The organism is Dermacoccus sp. BD5, assembly GCF_044878485.1.
GTDB lineage: Bacteria > Actinomycetota > Actinomycetes > Actinomycetales > Dermatophilaceae > Dermacoccus > Dermacoccus nishinomiyaensis.
This window is the reverse complement of record NZ_JANJER010000004.1, coordinates 1-23746: the sequence shown is the minus strand read 5'-3', so window position 1 is coordinate 23746 and position 23746 is coordinate 1. Positions and strand designations below refer to the sequence as shown.

Below are 23746 nucleotides of genomic sequence, written 5' to 3'. Positions count from 1 at the left end.
GCCCATAGGATCGTCCCAACGAGGCAGGGAGGGAACTCGGCGTGAGCGAGGGTTGGCAGCTGGGAAGCCGCTACACGCTCGAGCGGCAGATCGGCTCGGGCGCGATGGGGCAGGTGTGGGTCGGGCATGACGTCGACGACCACACCCTGGCCTTCAAACTGCTGCGCCCCGAACTCGCCGACGACCCCGGCGTCGTCGCGCGCTTCCTGCAGGAACGCAACCTCCTCGTCGGCCTGCGCAGCCCGTACGTCATCCGCGTGCACGACCTCGTCGTCGAGGGCCCGCGCCTCGCGATCGTCATGGACTACGTCGCCGGCGACTCCCTGCGCGCCCTCCTGCAACGGCGCGGCAACCTGCCCCCGCACGATGTCGCGACGCTCGGCGCCCAGATCGCAGAGGGCCTCGCCGCCGTCCACGGCGCGGGTGTGCTGCACCGCGACCTCAAGCCCGAGAACGTCCTGCTCGCCGAAGACCCTGACGCGATGTCGAGGGCTGCGATGTCGAGGGCTACGACCGAGACCGCCTTGCCCGCCGCCGCATCGACGCGGACGTCCACCGACGCGCTGGGCACTCTCGTGCCGAAGCTCGCCGACTTCGGGGTGGCCTCCCTCGTCACGCAGACGGGGCAGGTGGCGACGGCGAACGTCATCGGCACGCCGCAGTACCTCGCGCCCGAACTCGGCGACGGGCAACCGAGCGGACGTGCGGGCGACCTCTACGCGCTCGGCGTCACGCTGTACGAGATGGCGTGCGGCGCGGTGCCGTTCCACGCGGACTCCCCCGTCGCGTTGCTGCGCCTGCACGCCGATCACGCGCCGACGCGCCCCGACGGCATCCCCGATGCCCAGTGGGTGCTCATCGCCGAGCTGCTCGCGAAGAACCCGCACGAACGCCCGGACGATGCCGCAGCCGTGGCACAGCGACTGTGGGCCATGGCGCCGCAGTTCGCCGGCGCTCCCGCCGCGCCCATGCTCAGCGCACCGCCGCGGACGTCACGGATCGTCGCCGCAGGGGCGTCGGAAAGTTCCGCGCCCATCGGATCGCCCGCGCCCATGTCAGGCGCCGCCGCGGTGGCGGCGCTGCCTGCGGGCGCAGGTGGGGCGGTCGGCGCGGGCGGCGTGGGTGGCGTGGCCGGCCCGGGTGGGCCGAATCCCGCCGATCACCTGGGCACAGCGTCGGCGACGAGCGACACTCCGAGCGGGGGGCAGCACCGGCGCAGCGTCTGGCTGGCGGTGACGCTCGTCGCCGGTCTCGCTCTCATCGCGCTCGTCGCGTGGCTGCTGCTGCGCGACTCCTCCTCGTCGCATGGCGCAGCTCCGGCGCCGTCATCGTCGGCGTCGAGTCGTTCGGCGCAGCCACGAGACGTCCCCCTGTCGGGCGCGCTGTCGGGCGGGGCGCGCACGGCGAGCGTGCGCGTCGGCGGATCCTCGTACGACGACGCCGTCGCGCCGTTGCTCACCGACCGCCAGGCGTGCACCGCCGCGGCACAGTTCGCCCTCGATCGTCGCTACGACGAAGTGGCGTTCACCGTCGGCGCCACCGACGCCCAGCCCGGGGGGACGAACATGCAGCCGGAGGGCACGACGACCGTGACCGTCCGCGTCGACGGCAGCGCCAAGCAGACCGTCACCCTCGGCGGCAAGCAGGCCAAGACACTCCGCGTGCCCGTCAGCGGTGCCCGTACGTTGAACGTCGACACCGACTCGATCGGCTGCTCGCCCGCGCTCGACACCGCCCCGGTCGCCCTCGTCGCCGGCACCCTGCGCACATCCTGACGCCCTGGGCGCCCCGCGCCGCCCTCACGCCCTGGATACCCCCGGCGCCACCCACCCTCTCAGGCCCCGCCCACCTGCGATTTTCGTCCGCATTCGCGATCTATGTCCACACTCGCGAATCTCGTCCACATTCAACTCGAACCAACTGCGTGACGAGCCGCCCCTGACGGCTCGTCACGCAGTAGACCTCGGTGGGTCACCGATTCGGCGTCAACCGGTCAGCGCATCAGCTCCGGCGCGACGTGGCCGAAGCGGTGCAGTGTCCGCGAGATGGCCTGTTCGCGCAGGAACGTCAGCAGTTCCCGGCGTCCCGTCGACAGCACCTCGCCGAACAGCGGCGTGATGCTCGCGCCCTGGTCCTCGCCGGGAGCTGACGCGAGCGCGGCGGCCGTCTCGCCGTCGGCGTCCGCGCCGACCATGCGGATGCGCAGCGGCTCGCCGTCGCGCGTGCGCTCACGGCACCAGGTGACGAACTGCGCCGAGCTCTCGACCGACCCCATGCGGTTCAGCCAGACGAGTGCCTGTCGTCCCTCGCCCGTCGCCGCCAGGCGCGTCAGCGCCGGCTGCAGCGCGACATCCCACGACAGGTACACGCTCGAACCGACGAGGTGCGCTCCGAGTACGAGTCGCGCCACCTCGGCGAGCGTGCGGTCCGCGACGGCGTCGACGTCGCCGTCCGCCGAAGTCTCGCCGAGCTCCGCGCGCACGACGACCTGCGGCTGCGGGCGGTAGCGGAAGACGTTCGACTCGGCGCGCAGCGACGACGGGTCGGCCTCGATGCCGAGCTCCTCGCGCCACGCGAACGCGTCGGAACGCAGCGACGCATGCAGCCACTCGCGGTCGGCTTCGTTTCGCGCCAGCGGCGACAGGATCTCGAGCAGGTCGCGCACCCGCGGCATGATCGGCGCGCCCTGACGCGCGACGCCGTCAGGCACCCATGTGCCGAACTGCGCGACGTAGTTCGGCCCGCCCGCCTTCGCGCCGGGGCCCATGACGGATTCCTTCCACCCGCCGAAGCTCTGACGCTGCACGATCGCGCCCGTGATGTGACGGTTGACGTAACAGTTGCCCGCTTCGACGTGCTCCTGCCAGTACGTGACCTCGTCCTCGTCGAGGCTGTGGATGCCAGCGGTGAGGCCGAACTGCGTCGCGTTCTGCAGTTCGAGCGCCTCCTCGAGCGTGTCGGCGTGCATGAGGCCGAGCACGGGGCCGAAGACCTCGGTCATGTGGAAGAACGAGCCGGGCTTCACGCCGTCCTTGAGGCCGGGGCTCCACAGGCGGCCGGTGTCGTCGAGCTGCTTCGGCTCGACGAGCCACGTCTCACCCGGTTCGAGCGTCGTCAGCGCCTTGAGCAGCTTGCCCGACGGCGGCTCGATGACCGGGCCCATCGTCGTGCCGAGGTCGCTCGGCCAGCCGACGCGCAGCGACTTCACGGCGTCGACGAGCTGCTCACGGAACCGCTTCGACGTCGCGACCGAGCCGACGAGGATGCCGAGCGAGGCAGCCGAGCACTTCTGCCCGGCGTGCCCGAACGCCGACTTCATGAGGTCGGCGGCGGCAAGGTCGAGGTCGGCGGCGGGCGTGACGACGAGTGCGTTCTTGCCGCTCGTCTCACCGAACACGCGCGGCCCACCGGCGTGACGCGCGCGCCACCCGGCGAACAGGCGACCCGTCTCGATCGAGCCGGTGAGGATGACGGTGTCGACGTCGTCGTGCGCGACGAGCGCGCGGCCGTTGTCGTCCTCCTCGACGCGGACGACCTGCGCGGCGTCGCGCGGGATGCCCGCAGCCCACAGGGCCTCCATCGCGACCTCGACGCAGCCGACCGTCTGCGGTGCCGGCTTGATGACGACGGCCGATCCGCTCGCGAGCGCCGCGAGCACCGAACCGATCGGGATGGCGACGGGGAAATTCCACGGCGGAGTGACGAGCGTGAGGCGGTGAGGCTCGAATCGTGCTCCGTCAGAAGCCATTCCGGTGACCAACTCTTCGCAGCGGTCAGCGTAGTAGCGCGCGAAGTCGATCGCCTCCGAGATCTCCGGGTCGACCTGGTCGATCGTCTTGCCCCCCTCGGCGGCCGCGACGGTGACGAGATCACCGCGACGCTTCTCGATCTCCCGCGCCGCCTCACGCAGCAGCGCGGCACGCTCGGTGTTGGAACGTCCGGCCCACCCGGCCTGCGCCGCGACGCCGCGCGCGACGACGTCGTCGACCATCTCGCGCGACGTGAGCTGCGGCGACGTCAGCGGCGCCGGCTGACGCGTGACGGCCTCACGCGCCCAATCGCGCACCGCGGGCAGCGCCGGGTCGGAGTCGGGCGTGTTCTCGAAGAAGTCTCCGATCGGCGCGCGCTCGGGCGAGCGTCGCGGGCCGACGGGCGTCGAGGCGATCGCGTCGATCGACTCACGGAAACGTCGCTCCTGGTCCTGCATCGCCGACAGCGCACCGGTGCCGACGAGGCCGTCACGCACGTACTTGTGACGCTCGGCCGCACCCTCGTCGTGGCTGAACATGGCGTGCAGGAAGTTCTGCTCCGCCGCGTTCTCCTCGAGGCGACGGATGAGGTAGGAGACGGCGACGTCGAAGTCCTCGCGCTTCACGACGGGCGTGTAGAGCAGGACGGTGCCGACGTCGGCCTTCACCGCGCGGGCCTGCGACGGCGCCATGCCCTGCAGCATCTCGACGTCGAGGTGCTCGCTCACGCCACGCTTCTCGGCGAGCAGGTGCGCCATCGCGACGTCGTACAGGTTGTGCGAGGCGACACCGAGGCGGCACACCTCCATCGCGTCGGCGCGCGTCGCGCGCTCGATGAAGCGCAGGTAGTTCGCGTCGACGTCCTCCTTCGACGTGTACGGCGCCTGCTTCCAGTCGTGCAGTTCGGCCTCGACGCGCTCCATCGCGAGGTTCGCGCCCTTGACGAGACGCACCTTGATGCCCGCGCCACCGTTGGCCTTGCGCTCCTTCGCGAACGCGATGAGACGCTCGAGCGCCGGCACCGCGTCCGGCAGGTAGGCCTGCAGGACGATGCCCGCCTCGAGGTCGTGGAACTCCGGCTCCGACAGCAGGCGCGTGAACAGCTCGATCGTCAGGTCGAGGTCGCGGTACTCCTCCATGTCGAGGTTGACGAACTTCTTCTTGATGTCGCCGCGGTTGACGTTCGCGGCGCCCCCACCCGGCTGGCCTGCGTCGGCGTTGGCGTCACCGGTGTTCGACGATGGCGACGACGCGTCGCTCGCCGTGCCGTTCGCGACGCGGTAGATCGGACGCAGCCGCTCGAGGGCGCGCTCGACGGTGCCCTCGGCGTCCCACGTCGAGATCTGCGAGACGAGGCAGCTGACCTTGATCGAGACGTAGTCGACGTCGTCGCGCGCGAGCAGTTTGCGCGTCTCCTCGGTGCGACGCGCGGCCTCGGCCTCACCGAGGACGGCCTCCCCGAGCAAATTGATGTTGAGGCGGAAGCCGTCGGCGTGCGCCTCGGCGAGGTGCTTCGCGAGCGTCGGGTCGCTCGCGTCGACGACGAGGTGGCCGACGAGCTGACGCAGACGCGTGCGCGCCGCGGGCACGACGACGGGCGGCATCGTCGTCGCGAGGCGGGAACCGAGGCCGAGCAGCTTCGCGTCGAGCTTGCCCATGAACCCGGTTGCCTCGTTCGACGACAGGCGCGCGAGCTCGCGCGCAGCGGCCGTGTTGTCCTCGGGGCGCGCGACGCGGTCGACGAACTTCACCGCGAGGTCCAGGCCCTTCTCGTCACGCAGCAGCGCGCCGAGCTGGTCGCTCGTGCGCTTCTCGGCCTTCGTCTGGCCGGCCCCGGTCGCGTCGCTCCAACGGTTCGCGAGGGCGACGGCGTCCTCGACGAGGTCGTGCAGTTCGGCGAACGTCGCAGCGTCGTCGGACGGGGTGGTGTCGACGGTGGTGGCGCCCGGGGTGCGGGGTGCGTCAGTGATCTGGCTCATACCACCAGTCAAACCCCTCCTGACCGCTAAAGTCTTGCCCGCCTGCCGCAGCCTCGCCGCGGGTATCGGCCAGAACGGCTCGTCGTGACGGTTCGTGTCGCCGGCGGGACGGGAAGACCCAGGGACCTGTGGGGCTGGCGAGGTCTGTGGGCCTGGCGGTGCCGACACGCCCGCTACCCTTCCCTCATGACGACGGCACCGACGCTCGACGCCCTACGTGGCGCGCTCGGACCCGCCGTCCTCGAAATGGTCGATCACCTGCCGGGCACGATGTTCTGCGTCAAGGGTGCGGACGGTCGCTACCTCGCCGTCAACCCGACGTTCGTCGAGCGCACGAACAAGCGCTCGCGCGGTGACGTCGTCGGGCGTCGCGCGGCCGAGCTGTTCGTGCCGGAGCTCGCCGAGCGCTACGAGGAGCAGGACGCGCGTGTCCTGTCGTCCGGCAAGCCGCTGTTCAACGAGCTCGAGCTGATCCGCGCCTCGGGCGGGCCGTTTCGTTGGCACATCACGGCGAAGGTGCCGCTGCGCGACCAGGCGGGGCGTGTCGTCGGCATCGCCAGCATGTCGCAGGACGTCGGCGAGGCCGCCGAGGACGACCCGGCGATGACGTCGCTCGGCGCCGTGCGCGCCTACATCGACGCGCACCTCGACCAGCCGGTGACGTCGCAGGATCTCGCCCGCGTCGCGGGATGCTCGGTCGACACGCTGGAGCGACGCTCGCGCCGCGTGTTCGGACGTTCGCCGCGCCAACTGGTCCTGTCGTCACGCATCGACGCCGCGCGCGAGATGCTCACCGCCAAAGAGCTGACGCTGGCGCAGATCGCCGACCGCTGTGGCTACTCCGACCAGGCCGCGTTCAACCGCACGTTCACGCGCCTCGTCGGCATGCCCCCGGGACGTTATCGCCGCGAGCGCCGCACCCAGGGCTGACGTGATCCGACCCGACCTGACCTGATCCCGAGCCCCACCCCAGCCAACGGCCGGCACCGCCCGCGCGCCGACAGCATCCCGATTCCGAATGTGACCAAGAATCGCGAATGTGGACGAAAATCGCAGAGTGGCACGGCCCCGTACCCATCGGCGAATCCCGTCCCCCTGTGCGAATCCTGTCCCCATTCGCGATTTTCGTCCGCTTCTGCGATTTTCGTCCACATTCACCGTTCATCGCTCCGACCCCGGCCGTCACCGCCGCGCCTCGTCTTGATCCGCGGCCCGCGACGCCCCATGGGGCGTCCTCGCGAAATAGCGTGGACCTGCATGCCCTTCGAACCCGACGAAAGGACGCCTCTCATGGCCGACATCGCCACCGCCGACCTCTATGACGAGCTCGGCGACGCGCTCGACTCGTGCTCCACCCAGTTCACTCAGTACGGCGGACGCGCGCGGTTCAGCGGCACGATCGTGACGATCAAGTGCTTCCGCGACAACCAGATCGTCAAGGAGACACTCAACTCGCCGGGCGCGGGCAAGGTGCTCGTCGTGGACGGCGACGGCAACGTCGAGAGCGCCTTGATGGGCGACATGATCGCCGAGGCCGCCGTCGTGAACGGGTGGGAGGGCGTCATCATCAACGGCGCCATCCGTGACAGCGCCGCCGTCGCGAAACTCGACCTCGGCACCAAGGCTCTCGGCACGAACCCGCGCAAGTCGGCGAAGGACGGCAAGGGCGAGAAGGACGTTCCGGTGACGTTCGGGGGCGCCACGTTCACGCCCGGCGACCATCTGTGGAGCGACGAGGACGGCATCGTCGTCACGTCCGCGGAACACGCCTCCACCTTCCTGTCCTGACGGGCCTGACAAGCCCGACCTGATGCCGATATCGACGCAGCCCGCCTGGCAGGTCTGCCTCGCAGGTCCGGTCGACGTCGATGCCACCAGCGCACCGCGTCGTCCGCGTGCCGCGCCGGGCCGCGCCGGGCCACCACATGCCGCGACGCGATAGAACGTCCCGCGAGAGTGGCGAGGGGTCACCTGCTCGCCTACCGTTACGCCCATGAGTTCAACTGTCGCGTGCATCGGTTTTACCGACCCCGCTGCCCTGGCCGCCCTGGCGCGCGACAAGGGTGCGCCGGCGCACGAGTTGTCGAGCACGACGCGTTGGGTCGACTCGAGTGGCGCGATGCTGTTGCTCGACCGCACGGCGCAGTACGCGCGCCCTGGTTTCGACACGCCGGTGCGCACTCCGTACTGCGGCATCACGCCGCTCGAGAACGGTCTGGCGCAGGTGACGCTGACGGACGTCTCGGGTTTCGAGCTCGACCCGTTCACGGTCGTACCGGACAACCGGTACACGGTCGGTTGGGCCGCGGTGGGGCGCGTCGCGCTCGTCGCGATGGGTGTCGACACCGAGTTCTTCGCGACGGTCGAGGATTTCTTCGATTCGCCCCGCAGTGCGATGCCCGGCGTCGAAGGTGAGCCGCCGGCCGAGGTCAAGCAGTTCGGTCTGCCGTGGCCGCCGCCGATGGAGATCGAGACGTTCCTGCCCGCCGCGTCGAGCGATTCGCCTCTCGCGACGTTGAGCGGCACCGTCCAGTTCGCCGAGATCCGCACGAACTCCGTCACGGGCCACGAGTTCCTCGTCTCCCGGATCGCGACGGTGTGCGGCGAGATCGACCTGTGCACGCCCGTTCCCCTCGACGGCGTGCCGGCACCGGGGTCGGTGACGGTCGGTCAGGTCGAGCTGCTCGCCGGCTTCCCGGCGCACGGTCTCGACGACCCGTCGGCCGCGTACGACTCCCCCGCCGAACGCGTCGGCCCGACGTTCCGTGACGGCGACCCGCACTCCCCCGACGACGTCATGCCGATGGATGCCCCCGATCTGCCCGACGGCCTCGTCCTCGGCGAGGACGGCGTCGTGCGCACCACCGAGGAGCACGCAGCGTGGAAGGGCGGCGACCCCGAGGCCGGGTTGCGCCCGAAGCCGGTCCCCACGCCCTCCACGCGCGAGGAATCCTCCACCGAGGACGCCCTCGACGCCCGACGCGAACTGCCCGCCGAGCCTGACGTGGTCGAGCCCGGCGCCGACGAAGCGGACGAGTCGATGGGTGTTTCTCAGACCAGAGAACCCAAGAACGCCGCTGTCGCGAGCGCTGACACCACTGACACCCCCGACGCGACTGATACGCCCGGTGCGCCGTCACGCGCGGCGGACCAAACGCCCACCTCCGGTGCCGCACGCACCGACGTCCCTGGCGCGTCGACCGAGACGCCGAACCAACCGCCGGCCTCCGGTGCGGCGACACCCCAGACGCCCGAAGCAACCGCCGCCAGCGCCTCCGACGACGACAGCGCCCCGCGCCCGGGCGAGACGCGTCGTGAGTGGCGGGCTCGCACCGGTCGCTGACGGCGCGCAGGTCAGCCGACGGGGCGGTCACCCACCGTACGGGCTGCCGTCGCGGTTGGGCTCCAGCACGGACAGCGCGTCGAGCTCGCCGGCCCATCCCTGCGGGCCGGCGTCGCCTGACTGCTCCGAACACTTGAAAACCTTCCAAAATCTTGGCTAGACCTGGCGCATGAGCGACTACCCAGAACGCCACGCCTTGGGCAGGATCGATGTCATCAACCTCAAGGATCTTCCCGCGCTCAGCCGCGATGTTCCCCTCGACCTGCCGAGCATCCAAGCCGGGTGGCCCGACTTCGAGCACGCCTTCGACTCCCTGAGGGGACGACGCATGATGGGCCTCGTCTACGGCGGATCGCACATCTACCGCATGTGCTCGATTCGGTTGGATCGCGACGCCGCAAATTCGCTGGGTCTGGACGAGACGACGATCCCGGGTGGCGCCTACCTTCGGCTGCGCCTACGAGGTGAAGCTCCGGAGGTCTACGGGCACATCGGCGAGGCGTTCGACGTCCTCTTCGGCTCGGCAGATCACGACTCGTCCCGTCCGCAGATCGAGAGTTATCGACGTGAAGGCGAGGTCGACTGCCTCCTCCCGATCCTGGCGTAGTTGACGAGGGTCCCCCACCACAGACCGCTTTACGTCATGTCGCTGATGGCGATCCCATCACCGAGGACGGTGGCATGGCGCCATGAGGGGATGACTTCGCGATCTGCTAGAGTGAACGTTCGTCATCTCGTCAAGCCTCCTGGATGTTGTGTCATGAACGCGCGCCATTTCACGCGTTGATGACACAAGATCGCGCCGGGGTCGGCGAGCGCCGAGCACCCCGTCAGCCACGCCCTCGCCGCTGCCCCACCGAACCCGCCAGTTCGTCCGCAGAGACGAAGGTCCCAGAGCTGCTCACCCCGGCGGCGGAAGCTTTTGTCAGTTGTGAGAGGCACAATGTCTGAGTGAACTCCGCTCTGCCACCGCGCCCTGCCCGCTCGTCAGGCACCCCGCGCCGCGGCTCGCTGCTCAAGCGCGCCGCGTGGCGCGCTGCCGAGGTGTTCACGACGCCGGCGCCGCCGCAGGAGTTCGCGCGCCTGTTCAACCCGCTCGTCTCGAGCCGTCAGCTGCGCGGCGTCGTCACCGCCGTGCGCCATGAGACGGCGAACTCGGCGACGATCGAGTTCACGCCCGGTGGCACGTGGGACGCGCACAAGGCCGGCCAGTACGCGCGCATCGGCGTCGAGATCGACGGGGTGCGCAACTGGCGCTCGTACTCCCTCGTCACCGCCGAGGGCCACGACCCGGCGATCACCGTCACCGCTGTCGGGCGCGTCTCGAGCCACCTCGTGCACCACACCGAGCCCGGCGACGTGCTGTTCCTCGCTCCGCCGCAGGGCGACTTCCTCCTGCCCACCGGCCCGCGCCCCCTGCTCATGCTGACGGCGGGCAGCGGCCTCACGCCCGTCATGTCGATGCTGCGCACCCTGCTGCCGCAGCGGCGCGACGCGGACGTCGTCGTCATCCACTCCTCGCGCAACTCCGACGAGACGCTGTTCCTCGACGAACTCACGCAGATGAACGACGCACACCACAGCCTGACGCTCGTGCACCGCTTCACCGAGCACGAAGGCCGTCTCGATCTCGCGACGACCCATGACCTCGACACGCTCTGCCCCGACTGGCGCAGCCGCAAGACGTACGTCTGCGGGCCGCAGGAGATGCTCGACGACGCCGAACGCCTCTGGCACAGCGAGGATCTGCCGCACGAGCTGAGCGTCGAACGCTTCGCCCCGACCCTGTTCGCCGACCCCGACGCGCGCGGCGGCGTCGTCACGTTCGAGAAGTCCGACAAGGAGGCGAACGCCGAGGGCAACACGACGCTGCTCGAGGTCGGCGAGGACGCGGGCGTCCTGCTTCCGTCCGGGTGCCGCATGGGCATCTGCCGAACGTGCCTGACGCCGCTCGTCAGTGGCACCGTGCGCAATCTGTCGTCGGGCGAACTGTGCTCCGACGAGGGCGAACTCATCCAGACCTGCATCAGCGCCGCCGTGGGCCCGGTCCACCTCGACGCGTGAGTAGTGATGACGTCACCATGACCACCCACGGCGCATTCCGCCGACCCGACGCGCCCGCCCTGAGCGCACGATCCCGCTGCGTCGTCAGCCCCTCGACGCCCCGTCACGCCGCGCTGACCGGACGCGCGGCCACCTCACGTCCTCTTTCCCAATCCGGCGAGAACGAACCCGACCAGGAGTTCAGCTCATGACATCCGTCCTCAACGCCCTCAAGCCCGGCGCCGCCGATTCGAAGACGGCCCGCGCGGCCGCGAAGCCCGACAAGCGCACCGGCGTCCTGCCGACGCACGGCCACCTCGCCGTGCGCCCGCCGACGGCCGCGCACCTCAGTGACGACGACGTCGAACGCCTCGGCGCCGAACTCGACGCGATCCGTGACGAGGTGCTCGCCGAGCGCGGCGCGAAGGACGCGGCGTACGTCAAGCGCATGGTGAAGATCCAGCGTGCGACGGAACTCGCGGGCCGCGTCTGCATGATCGGCAGCCGCTCGAAGATCGCGTGGAGCGCCGGCGTCGGCCTCATCGCGCTCGGCAAGGTGCTCGACAACATGGAGCTCGGCCACAACGTCCTGCACGGGCAGTGGGATTGGATGCGCGACCCCGACATCCACTCGACGACGTGGGAGTGGGATTTCGTCGCGCCCGCCCGCGGCTGGCAGCACACGCACAACGACCTGCACCACACGTGGACGAACGTCATCGGCAAGGACCGCGACGTGGGCTACAACATCCTGCGCGTCAGCGACGACCAGCCGTGGAAGCCGCGCGACCTCGCGAACCCGCTCGTCAACCTCGTGCTCGCGCCGATGTTCGAATGGGGCATCGCGAGCTACGACATCGAGTGGGATCAGTACAAGGCCGGGTACAAGTCGCGCGAGGCCGTCATGGCCGACATCGCGGCGCTGCGCGACAAGGCCATCGCGATGGTCGCCAAGGACTACGTCGCGACGCCGCTCGCTGCGGCCACCGTCGGCGCGCTCGTCGGCAAGGCCCTCGGACGACCGACGAACTTCTGTTCGACGGCGCTGCGCGCGCTCGGCGGCACCGTCGCGGCGAACGCACTGCGCAACGTCTGGGCGCACGCCGTCATCTTCTGCGGTCACTTCCCCGACGGCGTCGACACCTTCGACGAACGCATGATCGACGGCGAGACGCGCGGCGACTGGTACATCCGGCAGATGCTCGGCTCGGCGAACATCTCCGGCACCCGCACGTTTCACACGCTGACGGGCAACCTCAGCCACCAGATCGAGCACCACCTCTTCCCCGACCTGCCGAGCAACCGCTACATCGAGGTCGCCCCCAAGGTGCGCGAGATCTGCGAACGCTATGGCCTGCCGTACAACACGGGACGATTCGGGCGTCAGCTCGGCTCGACGTGGAAGAACATCTGCGTCCTCGCAGTCCCGACACGTGACGAATGGGCCGCCTACCGCGCCGGTTGATCGCCTCTGCCCCTCGACGAACCCGCACGTCCTGTCTCGACGGGAGTGCGGGTTCGCACGCTCCGTCGGACGGGCGTGTGAGCGCGCGGGAGCACCCAACCCGCACGTTGCCGTCGCGACTGGCGCGATAGTTCGCGTATCCGCTGAGCGCACAGCTCGCCGAGTCGCCGCCACCCTGTGAAGTAGCTCATAATGGGCTGTGCATGCCCGATCTGCTCGAGACCGAGCCTCGCGGGCCTTCATCGAAAGGTGACTCACGTGTCACTCACCTCCCGCGTCGCCGCCGGTTTCGGCACCGCGCTCGTCGCTGTCTCGTTCGCCGCTCCGGCCCTCGCCGAGCAGCCCGCCCCGAAGCCGACGATGCCCGCCACCATCGAGCAGCTGGCTGCCAAGCTGCCGCCGTTCCCCGGCGAGAACGCCACGGACGCGCAGATCGAGGCGTGGTTCCAGCAGGCGTCGAAGACCCTCGGCCTGCCGCCCTTCCCGGGTGAGAACGCCACGGACGCGCAGGCGTACACGTACGTCAAGGCCGTCGTGAAGCTGCTCGGCCTGCCGGCACTGCCCGCGATGGACGCCTCCGACGCCGAGTACGACGCGTGGGCCGGCAAGGTCGCCACGATGTTCGGCCTGCCGAAGCCGCCGTCGGCCAACGCGTCCGAAGCACAGTGGGACGCATGGTTCACCACGCTCATGGGCATGTCCGGCATGCCGCAGATGCCGGGCGGGATGCCGCACAAGCCGGGCACGTCCCACGCCTCGTCGAAGCCGGCCGGCCCCGTCGTCCAGACCGACCGCGTCGCGCCGTCGTCGAACACCGGCGCGCTGACGGGCGCTGCCGCGCTCGCGTTCGCCGCGACGGGTGTGACGCTCGTCATGCGTCGCCGAGCATCGCGCTGACGCAACGCTTTTCCCGGGTGACGCCCGTCGAGCCACGGCTCGGCGGGCGTCTCGCGTTTGTGGCGGGCCGGGGCTCGGTCATTAGACAGGTGGAGAACCCGCACGGAGCAACACCACTTCGTGCCCGCTCACACCTTCCGAGGAGACGCCACATGTCGCACTCGACCATGAACATCCGTCACCGCGCCGCCGCCCTGGTCGGCGCAGTCGCCAGCGTCGGCACCGCAGGAGCCGGCCTCGCGAGCACCGCTTCCGCAGCGACCGGCTCGGGCGCGCAGAGCACGCTCGCCGCCATCAAGTTCTGCGAGAGCTCGAACAACTACCAGGCGCAGAACCCGTCGTCGACCGCCTCGGGCGCCTACCAGTTCCTCGACACGACGTGGCAGGGCCTCTCCGCCGCCAAGGGCTACTCGAAGGCCAAGTACGCGCCCGCGTCGGTGCAGGACGCCGCAGCCCTCGAGTTGTACAACCAGGCCGGCACCTCCCCCTGGGCCGCCAGCTCCAGCTGCTGGGCCACGTAAGACCTCTCGGCACGATGTGTCGTGCCGGTGACGCCCCCGTCAGGATTTGTCCTGACGGGGCGTCGTGCTGCCCGGGCAGGCCGGGGGTGGGGCCCGTCAGGACGCGCGTCGCACGACGCCGTCGAGCTGAGCGGCTGAGTCGATGATGCGGTAGCCGACGCCACGCACCGTCGTGATGTCGTGGCGACCGAACGGGCGGTCGAGCTTGCGCCGCAGATGGCTGACGACCTGGTCGACGAGGTTCGACGTCGCCGCATCGAGCCCGCCCCAGACGTCGTCGACGATGCGCGCGCGTGACACCACGTGCCCCGCGTTGCGCATGAGCAGTTCGAGGACGGCGTACTCGCGGGCGGTGAGTCGATCGCCACCTCACCCCTTTGCGCGCCGCTCACCACGTCGCGGGTGGTGGCCCCGCCCGGCTCGGCAAGGGCGTCACCGATGCTGGCGTGATCGATGCCGGCGTCACCGATGGTGGCGTCGTCGAGCGTCCTGACGGCGACGCGCGCCGCGCGATCCAGACGGAGGGTCCCGACGCGCAGTTCGTCCTCGACGAGGTGCGGGGCCCTGCGCGTCAGAGCTCGCAGACGCGCGGCGACCTCGGCGAACGGCACGGGTGAGGTGACGACGTCGTCGGCGCCCGCGTCGAGCACCTCGACGAGGTCGGCCGATTCGCCGCGGCGAGCCATGACGAGGATCGGCGCGCGCTCGCCGTCGCCGCGCAGGGCGGTGACGACGGGGACGTCGTGCGTGCCGGGTCGGGCGCTGCAGATGACGATGACGTCGGGTTCCGCCTCGCTCGCCAACCACAGCGCCTCGCCGCGCTGAGAGGCCGCCTGCACGACGTACCCCTCCTGCGCGAGCGCCGGCTGCAGACGTGCCGACGTGCGGCCGGATTCGTCGACGATGAGTGCCTTCATGACGGCGACGCTAAGAACCTCGCCTTTGATTTCGATAAGAACGCCGGCCGTCACGCGCCCTCTCTGAGGCACCGACGGACCCTCGCCCGGCGGCTCGCCGCGACGCGGTGCTTCTGTCGAAAACTGTTGCACCACAAGCGATCAGAGCCGCCCGCCCGTCGACAGGATGCGATGACGGCACGCCTCACAGCAGGCTCACAACGTTTCGTCGCCGTCAGAGTCGCGTCAGCCGCCCGCAACGAAGCGTCGGCACGGTGGATGACGTCAACAGACCGACGAGAGGAACAGTCATGACCCACTTCGACGCCACCACCGACCCGATCCGTTCGCACGACATCACGGACGCCGCACCCAAGCAGAAGCGCAAACGCGCCATGACGTTCGCGAGCGGAATCGCGCTCGTCGGCGTCGCCGGTGCGGGCCTGGCCTCCACCGCGAGCGCCGCGACGTCGACGTCCTCGTCGTCCGCGTCATCGGTGCTCGCCAAGATCAAGTCCTGTGAGAGCGGCGGCAACTACCAGGCCGTCAACGCCTCGAGTGGCGCCTCGGGCGCCTACCAGTTCTTGAACTCGACGTGGAAGGGCCTGTCGGCCGCCGCCGGCTACACGACGGCCGCCTCGGCGCCCGCGTCGGTGCAGGACGCCGCCGCCCTCGAGCTCTACAACCAGGCCGGGACGTCGCCCTGGGCCGCCTCGAGCGGCTGCTGGTCGAGCATGACGAGCGCGCCCACGACGAGCACCTCCAGCTCATCGACGAGCGCCTCGCCGAGCACGAGCGCCACGTCGGGCACGACGACGTCCACGAGCACGAAGGCGTCGAGCGCGTCCAGCTCGACGGGCAACAGCTCGAGCACGACGACGAGCGTGTCCAACTCGAAGAGCAGCACCGCGAGCACGAAGGCGGCGCACCCGGGCAGGACGAAGGCGCACGGCAAGCCCGCCCCGGCGCAGCACGGCAAGCCGGGTGAGAAGGCCAAGCCGCAGCCCAAGCTGGCGACGGTGAAGCATGGCAAGACTGCACCCAAGCCTGCTCACGCGAAGGCCGCACCCAAGCCGCACGGCAAGGACGCGAACAAGGCGCTGCCGAAGGCCAAGCCGGTCGGCAAGCACCACGCGAAGGTGGCCCCGAAGCACCTGACGAAGCCGGCCAACTCGCTGGCGGCGCACGGTTCGCACGCTCCGGCGAAGGCTGCGGCCTGAGCCGCGCCGCGCTTTCCGCCCATGACGGGAGCGCCCTACCCGTCGCGTGAACGCCGGTCGGGCCCGAGCGTGAGATGCCGGGGTGAGTGCGAGCCGTCGCATTCACCCCGGCATCTCACGATCCACGCCGGCGACGCGTGTGCTCACCTGCGATTCTCGTACCCATCGGTGATTTTCGTCCACATTCACCGTCGTCCTCAACCACGCCGGAAGCTGGGCCCAGAGCGACGAGCTCGACGACCCATGACGGTGAGTCACGACGACGGACCGGCGCCCGCACTTGCACCCGCACTCACACCCGACGGCAGACCAAACCCCGCCGACTGAAAGTCTGTCGCCACCACGCATCGCCTCGGCGACAATCGAGGGATGACGAACTTCACCGGCACGATCATCACCCTCGGCGGCGGGGGTTTCTCTCAGGAGGGCGCCGTCACGCCGATCGACGAGCACATCCTCGAGCTGACGCGCGCCGAGCGTCCCCGCGTCTGCTTCGTCCCCACGGCCAGCGGCGACGACCTCGACTACGCCGCGAAGTTCGAGCAAGCCTTCGCCGGGCGCGCCGAGACGAGCGTCCTGTCGCTGTTCACCAAGTCCGCGAACGCCAACTGGACCTGCGACCCCCGCCACGTCCTCACCCAGGACGTCGTCTACGTCGGCGGTGGGTCGACGGCCAACCTGCTCGCGATCTGGCGCACGCACGGCCTGCCCGACCTCCTGCGCGAAGCCGCGGCGAACGGCACCGTCCTGGCCGGTATCAGCGCCGGCATGAACTGCTGGTTCGAGGCGTCGTCGACCGACTCGTTCGGCCCACTCGCACCCCTCGATGACGGCCTCGGCTTTCTCCCCGGCAGCGCGTGCCCCCACCTGTTCGGTGAACCGGGCCGCGCCGAGAAGTACCGGCGGTGGGTCGCTGACGGCGCCCTGCCCGACGGCCATGCCGCCGATGACGGCGTTGCGCTCATCTGGCACCGCGACACCGAGTACGGCACCTCCACCTACGCCGTCACCGAGAAACCAGGCGGCGTGGCCTGGCGCGTGACGCGCGAACAGGGCGAGCCACACGTCATCCCGGCGCGCCTGCGGGGCTCGACGGTGGCACCCCGCATCAGCGAGATCCTCGACGCCGCAAACCTCCTCGGGCTCGCCGAGATCGGCGCGCCGTCGGACGAGTTCGACGCCGAGGCCGAGTACATCGCCTCGGGACTGCCTGCGTGCACGAGCCCGGACGACGTCCTCACCCTCGTCCACGCGACGTTCGTCCACTGCTTCGACAGCGATGGCGAGAGCGCCGCCGAACCAGAGACACCCTCCACCGCAGGCCCACGCGAGCAGTACGTCGACGTCGCTCGTCAGATCTGGAACCTGCACGCTTCGTCATCGACCGGACGCAATCGCAGTTTTTAGCTGCACGACTTCTGCGCATCTGCACGAGGAATGTGCCGCACATTCGACGTGCAGATGCACATAACTCGTGCAACTACCCCCCGCCGCCAGGCGTCAACACCCATCACGCACCCGTCACCGAGCCGCGACGTTCTCCTCGACCCACGCAGCGATGACGGGCACGACGTCGACGTTGCGACGCACCCACTGGATGTGCCCGAGATCGTCCGGCGAGTGCCAGCGCGTCACGCGCGCCTTAGGCACCCAACGCAGCATCTGCTCGAGCCCGCCGACGGGTGCGAACGAGTCGTTCGGCAGTGAGATCGCGAGCACCTGCCCGCCATAGGCCCCCAACGCCGCCTCGTAGTCGATCTGAGCCCCCGACGGACGCACGCGCCCGGTACGCGCCATCCGCGACCAGTCCTGCACGAGCACCCGCGATTGGCGCCCCCAGAACTTCAGCCGGTCGCCCGGCCAGTACCCGACGGCGCGCGCGACGGTCGCCATCAGCGCTGTCCCCGCGAAGGAGCGCACCCTGCCGGGCGCCCCGTACCCCCGCCAGTAGGGACTCGCCGACGCCGCGAGGATCACGCCGTCGACCGCGGCCGGCCCATCCGGGTGCAGCGCCGCCGCGAAGATCGACACGTGCCCGCCGAGGCTGTGCCCGAGCAGCACGACCGGGGCGTCGGGCCGAAGCTCGCGCACGTGCGTCATGACGCTCTCGTGCACCCCGGTCGCGAGCGCGTCGTAGCCGTACGTCGTCTCGCGCCCGATTCCGTCGCGCGTCTCCCGCCCCGGGTACTCGACGACGAGGCTCGCGAGCCCCGCCTCGGCGAGCGCCGGCGTCAGGTGCCGGTAGTACGACGCGGGCGCCCCGAACGCCGGTCGGATGACGAGGACGGGCGCCGCCGGGTCGTCGACGGGAATGAAGGTGACGTGGCTCGTGAGCCCGCTCGTAGTCGTGACGGTGGCCTCGAGGGCGGTCGTGGAATGCACGACGAAAGGCTACCCGCGGGTAGCACGTGGTGCGGCAAGATTGGTCCATGGAAACGCGTTCGGTCTGGCTCGTGCGCCACGGGCAGGCGTCCTTCGGCAAGTCCGACTACGACAACCTCTCCGAGACGGGCCACGAGCAGGCGTATCTGCTCGGCAAGCACTTCGCCGCGCACGGCGTCGCACCGAGCCTCATCGTCAGTGGTTCGATGAAGCGCCACCGTCAGACTCTCGCCGAGATCGCCGCGGGCGCCGGCTGGCAGCTCGACGACGCCCCCGCCACCGAACCCACACACGTGACGACGCCCGCTCACCCCCGCGCGGACGAACCGGAGGCGCCGGCCACGCCGCCCGCCCCGGCGTCGAGCGACCGAGAAACAGACCGAGCGCAACACCTGGAGAGCACCCAGGACGCCGCCACACACGCGCCGAGAAAACCCTCCAGAGGCAAGCCCCCTCACCCGAAACCCGATGAACAGCCTGATGACGCCATCATCGCCGCGCATGCCCCGCGCGTCGTGGCGCGTGGTCTCGACGAGCGCTGGAACGAGCTCGATCATCGCGCGCTCCTGACGGCGTACAAACCGGCGTACAAGAACATGCTCGTGTTGAAGGCCGACATGGTGCGTACGTTGCGTCCGCGCATCGCGTTCGAGGAGACGTTCGAGAAGGCCGTCGATCGCTGGAGTGGCGGCCAGTACGACCACGAGTACCCGGAGAGCTTCGAGCAGTTCACCTCGCGCACGAACGAGGCGCTCGACGATCTCGTCGACGCCGCGCACGAGCACGTCGTCGTCGTGACGTCGGCCGGCCCGGTGTGCTGGACGGCGGCTCACCTCACCGCCGGCGGCAGCCTCGATGCGTGGAAGCACTTCACCCTCGCGGCGGTCAACACGGGCGTCACGCGCATCACGATCGATCGTCATGGCCCTCGGTTGCTGACGTTCAACGAGTTCACCCATCTCGAGGGCGCCGGGCTCGTTACGAACCGCTGAGATCCTGCGAGACAATGGCGGTCATGACCGCTCCCTCCGACACGCAACTCGTCCTCAGCCAGATCATGGGCAACCAGCACACGAACCTGCTCGGCACCGTCCATGGTGGCAACATCATGAAGTTCGTCGACGACGCCGCGGGCGCCGTCTCGGCGCGCTTCGCGCAGGGCCCCGCCGTCACGGCCGCGATGGACGAGATGCTGTTCCTCGCCCCGGTGCGCGTCGGTGACGTGCTGACGGTGAAGACGCAGGTCAACTGGGCGGGTCGTTCGTCGATGGAGGTCGGCGCGCGCGTCGAGACGACGCGGTGGGACGATCGCACGCCCCCGGTCCACGTCGCGACGGCGTTCCTCGTCATGGTCGGCGTCGACGAGTCGGGCAGGCCGCGTCAGGTGCCGACGCTCGAGCCGGTGACGGAGGAGGAGAAGCGCCGCTTCCGCGCCGCGCAGATCCGTCGCGAGCACCGCCTCGCGCAGCGCGCCGCCATCCGCGATCTCGGCGCGGGTGAGGCGTCCGTCGAGCGCGCATGACGCTGACGTTCGCCCAGCTCGCGCAGTTCTCCCTCGGCGCGGTGCTCATCATCCTGCTGCCCGGGCCGAACTCGCTGTTCGTCGCGACGAGCGCCGCGCAGGTATCGCGACGCGCCGGCTGGCAGGCCGCCGCCGGTGTGTTCATCAGCGACAGCATCCTCATGATCGCGGCCGTCGCCGGCGCGGGCACGCTGCTGACGGGCGGGTCGCTGTTCTTCCGCGCGCTGACGCTCATCGGCGGCGCCTATCTCGCCTATCTCGGGTTCGGTCTGCTGCGCCGAGGGGTGCAGTTGCTGCGCGAACATCGAGCGCTGACGCGCGCCGAGGCCACGGACGACTCGCTCAACCCCATCGACACCGGCGCGGGCCCCGATGACGCCGGCACCGCGACGTCCCCGTTCCGCCGCTCGATCGCGACGGGCATGCTCAACCCCAAGTCGATCCTGTTCTTCGCCGCGTTCTTCGTGCAGTTCGTGACGCCGGGCGATCCGCACCTGTGGGTCAACTTCGGGGTGCTCGCCGTCATCATGCAGATCATCAGCCTCACCTACCTCGCGGCCGTCATCGCCATCAGTTCACGGCTCGGCCACCGCGTCGCAGGACGCCCGCGCGTCGTCGCCGGCGCACACCTCGCCGCGGGGACGGCCTTCTGCCTGTTCGCCGTCAAGCTCGCCACCGCATCGTTCTGACGCCCGACACGCTGAACCACCACGCCGAACAACCACGCCGACGCGAAGCTCAACCCCTCACGGCTGCCGCACAACCACATGGCCGGCCGACGGCGAAGCTCAACCCCTCACGGCTGACGCCCTGCTGCGACGTCTTCGGGGTAGCTCTCGTAGAAGGGCACGTAGCCGTCACGCGTCAGCACCCACACGCGGTCGTCACCCACGCCGGCGAACCCGGCGTCGCGCAGTTCGACCTTGCGCGACTTGAACGTCGAGGTGTGCTCGAGCGAATCGACCTCGCGCACGAAAAGTGGCACCGCGTATTTCGGCAGGCGTTCGTCGAGCGCCACGGCCGCGATGGCGTCGAAGGGCTCGCCCTCGCGCAGCACGACGGCGGCCATGCCGGCTCGCCCGTCGCAGCCGGGCACCTCGACGCCGTAGACGACGCAGTCCTCGACGAACGGCAGCCGCTCGAGGGCCGCCTCGACCTCCGTCGTCGCGACGTTCTCGCCCTTCCACCGGAACGTGTCGCCGAGCCGATCGACGAACGCCACGTGGTTGAGCCCCTGCCGGCGCACGAGGTCGCCGGTGATGAACCAGCAGTCGCCGTCCTTGAAACCGTCGCGCAGCAGCTTCTTCTCGGTGGCGTCGTCGTCGGTGTACCCGTCGAACGGCTGCGCCTTCGTCACCTTGGCGAGCAGCAGGCCCGCCTCGCCGACCTTGACCTGACGCAGCCGCCCGTTCGCGTCGCGCACCGCGCCGCCCGTCTCCGGGTCGTAGGCGACGACCTTGTGCGGCAGTGGGCACGTGCCGGCCGTCTCGGAGATGTTGTAGGCGTTGATGAACGCGATGTTGCACTCGCTCGCCCCGTAGAACTCGGCGACGCGCGCGATGCCGAAGCGCTCCTGGAACTCGGCCCAGATGTCGGTCCGCAGGCCGTTGCCGACGATGACGCGGATGCGGTGCGCCCGGTCGACGTCCCGCTGCGGCTGGCCGAGCAGATAGCGGCACAGTTCGCCGATGTAGACGAACGACGTCGCGTCGAAGCGGATGACGTCGTCCCAGAAGTTGGAGACGGAGAACTTGCGCGCGATGGCGAAGCACGCGCCGCCGTTGAGCACGGCTCCGAGCGCGACCGTCACGGCGTTGTTGTGATACAGCGGCAGGCAGCAGTAGAGAGTGTCGCCCTCGCGCAGCCGCACGCCCAGCCCGCCGAGGCCCGAGTACGACTGCAGCCACCGATGGTGGCTCATGATGGAGGCCTTCGGCATGCCCGTCGTGCCGGAGGTGAAGATGTAGTACGCCTTGTCGCTGCCGCGCACCTGCGCGCATTCGGGCGGGTTCTGCGCCGCCGCCGTAGGCGCGTTCGTCGCCTGTGCGACGAGCTCGTCGAGCCCGACGACGTCCGCGTGGCGCCCGGTATCCGACGACGGTGCGGTGTTCGCTGAGCCCTCCCCCGCGAGGCACGTCGTCACCGCCTCGAGCAACGACGGCTCGGCGACGATGACGCGGGCGTCGAGTACTCCGAGGCTGTGGGCGAGCACATCGCCCTGCTGGTTGTAGTTGATCAGCCCGCTGACGGCGCCGATATTCACGGTCGCGAGCATGACGAGCAGCATGTCGATCGAGTTGTGCGACATCAGCCCGACGACGTCCCCGTGACGCACCCCAGCGTCCTTGAGCACCCACGCGAGCCGGTTGACGCGCTCATTGGCCTCTGCATAGGTGAGGCGCCCCTCGTCGGCCACGACGAACGGACGCTGCGGGTGCCGCTCGGCGAGCCCTTCGAACACCGAGCCGATCGACATGGCGCGGCCCGATCGACGCAGCAGTAAGGACGGCAGATGCTTGGCGACGTGGGGGACGTCGGGCGTCATCGTCAGTGCCCCGCGCGCCACGTCGAGCAGCGTCACCCGGGTCCGTGAGGTCGTCATCGCTGTGGTCTCCTTCGGCCGTCGTCAGCTCCGGTGTCGCGGTCCGCGCCGCGATCCCCCAACCCTACCTACGCTTCAGTAACCACGTGACGGATACCGCTCAGCCCGTCCCACATCGATGGGTGCCAGCACAAAATTGCCATCCCCCCGGCCGTGCTGGACGATGAACGAAGCCGACGCGACGCGCGAGCGCGTCCTCAATGCCGCCGAGGATCTCGACTACGGCGGCCCCGACCCGCTCGCCTCGTCCCTGCGACAGGGACCCTCCGGCATCGTCGGTGTCTTCGCCGAGGGTCCACTGCTCAACTCGTTCAGCGACCCGTTCGCCGTCAGCGTGCTCGACCGTCTCACGCAGCACCTGGGCCAGAACTCGAGCGGCATCCTGCTCATCCCGGCACAGGGCAGCGACGGACGCGAGGTCGTGCGACGCATCTCCGGCATCCCCCTCGACGCCGGCGTCTTCCCGCTCGGCGGGCACGTCTCGGCAGCGGCGCTCGACCACCTGCGCCATCGCCGCATCCCGCTCGTCGGCACGGGCCACCCAGCGATCGACGGGGTCCTGCAGCTGACGATGGAACGCGCCGCGCTGCGCACCCTGGCCACGTACCTGTACGACCTCGGCCACCGCGACGTCGCGTTCGTCGAGACGCCCCAGGGTGCGAGCCGCGGTGAGGGCGACACGACGCCGACGGCCAACCCCGAGGCGACCGCATGCACCGACGGCTTCCTCGACGTATTTCCCGACGTCACGTACCCACACCTTCGCGCTCATCGAAGGCACCTCGATGGCCGCGCAGGCCGGCGCCTGACCCTCTCTACCTATCGATGCCCAGTCCCCGACGGAGTGGGCCACGTCATGTACGTGTCTATCCGCACCCGTACAAGCATTCGCAGGGGCGGCGGGGGTCAGGGTGTTTGTAGTGGACGTAGAAATGCGTGATGGTCTTGAACTACTCAACCCCAGTCTTTCGGGGGAGCTGTTCAAGACCATCACGTCTTAGAAGAAGTCCGGCGGTGTCCTACTCTCCCACACCCTACCGAGTGCAGTACCATCGGCGCTGAAGGGCTTAGCTTCCGGGTTCGGAATGTGACCGGGCGTTTCCCACTTCGCTATAACCACCGTAACA

Annotated in this window: 19 protein-coding genes, 1 rRNA gene and 2 pseudogenes; 16 read left to right on the top strand and 6 right to left on the bottom strand. The window is 69.8% G+C overall.

Going from position 1 to position 23746, the window contains the following annotated elements; genetic code table 11:
• Positions 1-41 precede the first annotated feature (41 nt).
• Positions 42-1775, top strand: a complete 1734-nt coding sequence (locus tag NQ706_RS04500; RefSeq protein ID WP_051806227.1) for a serine/threonine-protein kinase — start codon at positions 42-44, stop codon at positions 1773-1775.
• A gap of 218 nt (positions 1776-1993) precedes the next feature.
• Here the strand turns inward: NQ706_RS04500 and NQ706_RS04495 are convergent, their stop codons facing one another.
• Positions 1994-5728 carry a proline dehydrogenase family protein gene (locus NQ706_RS04495; protein ID WP_038569698.1) on the bottom strand — a complete coding sequence of 1245 codons (3735 nt, stop codon included), beginning with the start codon at positions 5726-5728 and terminating at the stop codon, positions 1994-1996.
• Positions 5729-5914: 186 nt separating this feature from the next.
• Between NQ706_RS04495 and NQ706_RS04490 the strand changes: the two genes are divergently transcribed.
• From NQ706_RS04490 to NQ706_RS04455, 8 genes are all read left to right on the top strand, one after another.
• Complete coding sequence (locus tag NQ706_RS04490) at positions 5915-6658, top strand: AraC family transcriptional regulator (protein WP_006945550.1); 744 nt, start codon at positions 5915-5917, stop codon at positions 6656-6658.
• Positions 6659-7018: 360 nt separating this feature from the next.
• Positions 7019-7516: a ribonuclease E activity regulator RraA gene (rraA, locus tag NQ706_RS04485; protein ID WP_038569700.1), complete on the top strand. Its 498-nt coding sequence runs from the start codon at positions 7019-7021 to the stop codon at positions 7514-7516.
• A 205-nt stretch (positions 7517-7721) separates the two neighbouring features.
• A complete protein-coding gene (locus NQ706_RS04480) occupies positions 7722-9071 on the top strand; it encodes a hypothetical protein (protein WP_038569702.1) in 1350 nt (449 codons plus the stop codon).
• Between the two features lie 169 nt (positions 9072-9240).
• A complete protein-coding gene (locus tag NQ706_RS04475) occupies positions 9241-9678 on the top strand; it encodes a hypothetical protein (protein ID WP_006945528.1) in 438 nt (145 codons plus the stop codon).
• 344 nt (positions 9679-10022) lie between these two features.
• Positions 10023-11135: a ferredoxin reductase gene (locus NQ706_RS04470; RefSeq protein WP_081873758.1), complete on the top strand. Its 1113-nt coding sequence runs from the start codon at positions 10023-10025 to the stop codon at positions 11133-11135.
• 187 nt (positions 11136-11322) lie between these two features.
• Positions 11323-12579 carry an acyl-CoA desaturase gene (locus NQ706_RS04465; protein ID WP_038569703.1) on the top strand — a complete coding sequence of 419 codons (1257 nt, stop codon included), beginning with the start codon at positions 11323-11325 and terminating at the stop codon, positions 12577-12579.
• A gap of 258 nt (positions 12580-12837) precedes the next feature.
• Positions 12838-13476, top strand: coding sequence for a hypothetical protein (locus NQ706_RS04460; protein ID WP_038569705.1), 639 nt, complete (start codon positions 12838-12840; stop codon positions 13474-13476).
• Positions 13477-13628: 152 nt separating this feature from the next.
• Complete coding sequence (locus tag NQ706_RS04455; RefSeq protein ID WP_051806229.1) at positions 13629-13997, top strand: transglycosylase family protein; 369 nt, start codon at positions 13629-13631, stop codon at positions 13995-13997.
• A 96-nt stretch (positions 13998-14093) separates the two neighbouring features.
• On the opposite strand, the pseudogene NQ706_RS04450 reads toward NQ706_RS04455, so the two are convergent.
• Positions 14094-14345: pseudogene (locus tag NQ706_RS04450) on the bottom strand (winged helix-turn-helix domain-containing protein); the annotation flags it as partial.
• Positions 14346-14374: 29 nt separating this feature from the next.
• Between NQ706_RS04450 and NQ706_RS04445 the strand changes: the two are divergent.
• Positions 14375-14614, top strand: a complete 240-nt coding sequence (locus tag NQ706_RS04445; RefSeq protein ID WP_051806233.1) for a hypothetical protein — start codon at positions 14375-14377, stop codon at positions 14612-14614.
• Between the two features lie 24 nt (positions 14615-14638).
• On the opposite strand, the pseudogene NQ706_RS04440 reads toward NQ706_RS04445, so the two are convergent.
• A pseudogene (locus tag NQ706_RS04440) lies at positions 14639-14914 on the bottom strand (response regulator); the annotation flags it as partial.
• Positions 14915-15204: 290 nt separating this feature from the next.
• Here NQ706_RS04440 and NQ706_RS04435 point away from each other — a divergent pair.
• Positions 15205-16113 (top strand): transglycosylase family protein, encoded by a 909-nt coding sequence (locus tag NQ706_RS04435; RefSeq protein WP_051806237.1) that lies wholly within the window; start codon positions 15205-15207, stop codon positions 16111-16113.
• A gap of 369 nt (positions 16114-16482) precedes the next feature.
• On the top strand, positions 16483-17520 hold the full coding sequence (locus NQ706_RS04430; protein ID WP_404360462.1) for a Type 1 glutamine amidotransferase-like domain-containing protein: 1038 nt from the start codon (positions 16483-16485) through the stop codon (positions 17518-17520).
• Positions 17521-17634: 114 nt separating this feature from the next.
• Here the strand turns inward: NQ706_RS04430 and NQ706_RS04425 are convergent, their stop codons facing one another.
• Positions 17635-18495, bottom strand: a complete 861-nt coding sequence (locus NQ706_RS04425) for an alpha/beta fold hydrolase (protein ID WP_051806240.1) — start codon at positions 18493-18495, stop codon at positions 17635-17637.
• 47 nt (positions 18496-18542) lie between these two features.
• On the opposite strand from NQ706_RS04425, the gene NQ706_RS04420 reads away from it, so the two are divergent.
• Genes NQ706_RS04420 through leuE form a run of 3 tightly spaced genes read left to right on the top strand, consistent with a single transcriptional unit; the run spans position 18543 to position 20706 of the window.
• Positions 18543-19487: a histidine phosphatase family protein gene (locus NQ706_RS04420; protein WP_051806242.1), complete on the top strand. Its 945-nt coding sequence runs from the start codon at positions 18543-18545 to the stop codon at positions 19485-19487.
• Between the two features lie 23 nt (positions 19488-19510).
• Entirely contained in the window at positions 19511-20017 is a 507-nt protein-coding gene (locus tag NQ706_RS04415; RefSeq protein ID WP_006945484.1) for an acyl-CoA thioesterase, read from the top strand.
• Positions 20014-20706 carry a leucine efflux protein LeuE gene (gene leuE / locus NQ706_RS04410; protein WP_051806244.1) on the top strand — a complete coding sequence of 231 codons (693 nt, stop codon included), beginning with the start codon at positions 20014-20016 and terminating at the stop codon, positions 20704-20706. The genes NQ706_RS04415 and leuE overlap by 4 nt, the downstream gene beginning before the upstream one ends.
• Positions 20707-20813: 107 nt before the next feature.
• Here the strand turns inward: leuE and NQ706_RS04405 are convergent, their stop codons facing one another.
• Positions 20814-22619, bottom strand: coding sequence for a long-chain-acyl-CoA synthetase (locus tag NQ706_RS04405; protein WP_038569709.1), 1806 nt, complete (start codon positions 22617-22619; stop codon positions 20814-20816).
• Positions 22620-22782: 163 nt separating this feature from the next.
• On the opposite strand from NQ706_RS04405, the gene NQ706_RS04400 reads away from it, so the two are divergent.
• Entirely contained in the window at positions 22783-23559 is a 777-nt protein-coding gene (locus NQ706_RS04400; RefSeq protein WP_051806246.1) for a LacI family transcriptional regulator, read from the top strand.
• Positions 23560-23625: 66 nt separating this feature from the next.
• Here NQ706_RS04400 and rrf read toward each other — a convergent pair.
• Positions 23626-23743 (bottom strand): 5S ribosomal RNA (rrf, locus tag NQ706_RS04395).
• Between the last annotated feature and the right edge of the window lie 3 nt (positions 23744-23746).

Coding starts and splice junctions, on each gene's coding strand:
- NQ706_RS04475 (WP_006945528.1), top strand. CDS start 9,241: ATGAGCGACTACCCAGAACGCCACGCCTTGGGCAGGATCGATGTCATC.
- rraA (WP_038569700.1), top strand. CDS start 7,019: ATGGCCGACATCGCCACCGCCGACCTCTATGACGAGCTCGGCGACGCG.
- NQ706_RS04455 (WP_051806229.1), top strand. CDS start 13,629: ATGTCGCACTCGACCATGAACATCCGTCACCGCGCCGCCGCCCTGGTC.
- NQ706_RS04415 (WP_006945484.1), top strand. CDS start 19,511: ATGACCGCTCCCTCCGACACGCAACTCGTCCTCAGCCAGATCATGGGC.
- NQ706_RS04420 (WP_051806242.1), top strand. CDS start 18,543: ATGGAAACGCGTTCGGTCTGGCTCGTGCGCCACGGGCAGGCGTCCTTC.
- leuE (WP_051806244.1), top strand. CDS start 20,014: ATGACGCTGACGTTCGCCCAGCTCGCGCAGTTCTCCCTCGGCGCGGTG.
- NQ706_RS04430 (WP_404360462.1), top strand. CDS start 16,483: ATGACGAACTTCACCGGCACGATCATCACCCTCGGCGGCGGGGGTTTC.
- NQ706_RS04400 (WP_051806246.1), top strand. CDS start 22,783: ATGAACGAAGCCGACGCGACGCGCGAGCGCGTCCTCAATGCCGCCGAG.
- NQ706_RS04465 (WP_038569703.1), top strand. CDS start 11,323: ATGACATCCGTCCTCAACGCCCTCAAGCCCGGCGCCGCCGATTCGAAG.
- NQ706_RS04495 (WP_038569698.1), bottom strand. CDS start 5,728: ATGAGCCAGATCACTGACGCACCCCGCACCCCGGGCGCCACCACCGTC.
- NQ706_RS04435 (WP_051806237.1), top strand. CDS start 15,205: ATGACCCACTTCGACGCCACCACCGACCCGATCCGTTCGCACGACATC.
- NQ706_RS04405 (WP_038569709.1), bottom strand. CDS start 22,619: ATGACGACCTCACGGACCCGGGTGACGCTGCTCGACGTGGCGCGCGGG.
- NQ706_RS04490 (WP_006945550.1), top strand. CDS start 5,915: ATGACGACGGCACCGACGCTCGACGCCCTACGTGGCGCGCTCGGACCC.
- NQ706_RS04480 (WP_038569702.1), top strand. CDS start 7,722: ATGAGTTCAACTGTCGCGTGCATCGGTTTTACCGACCCCGCTGCCCTG.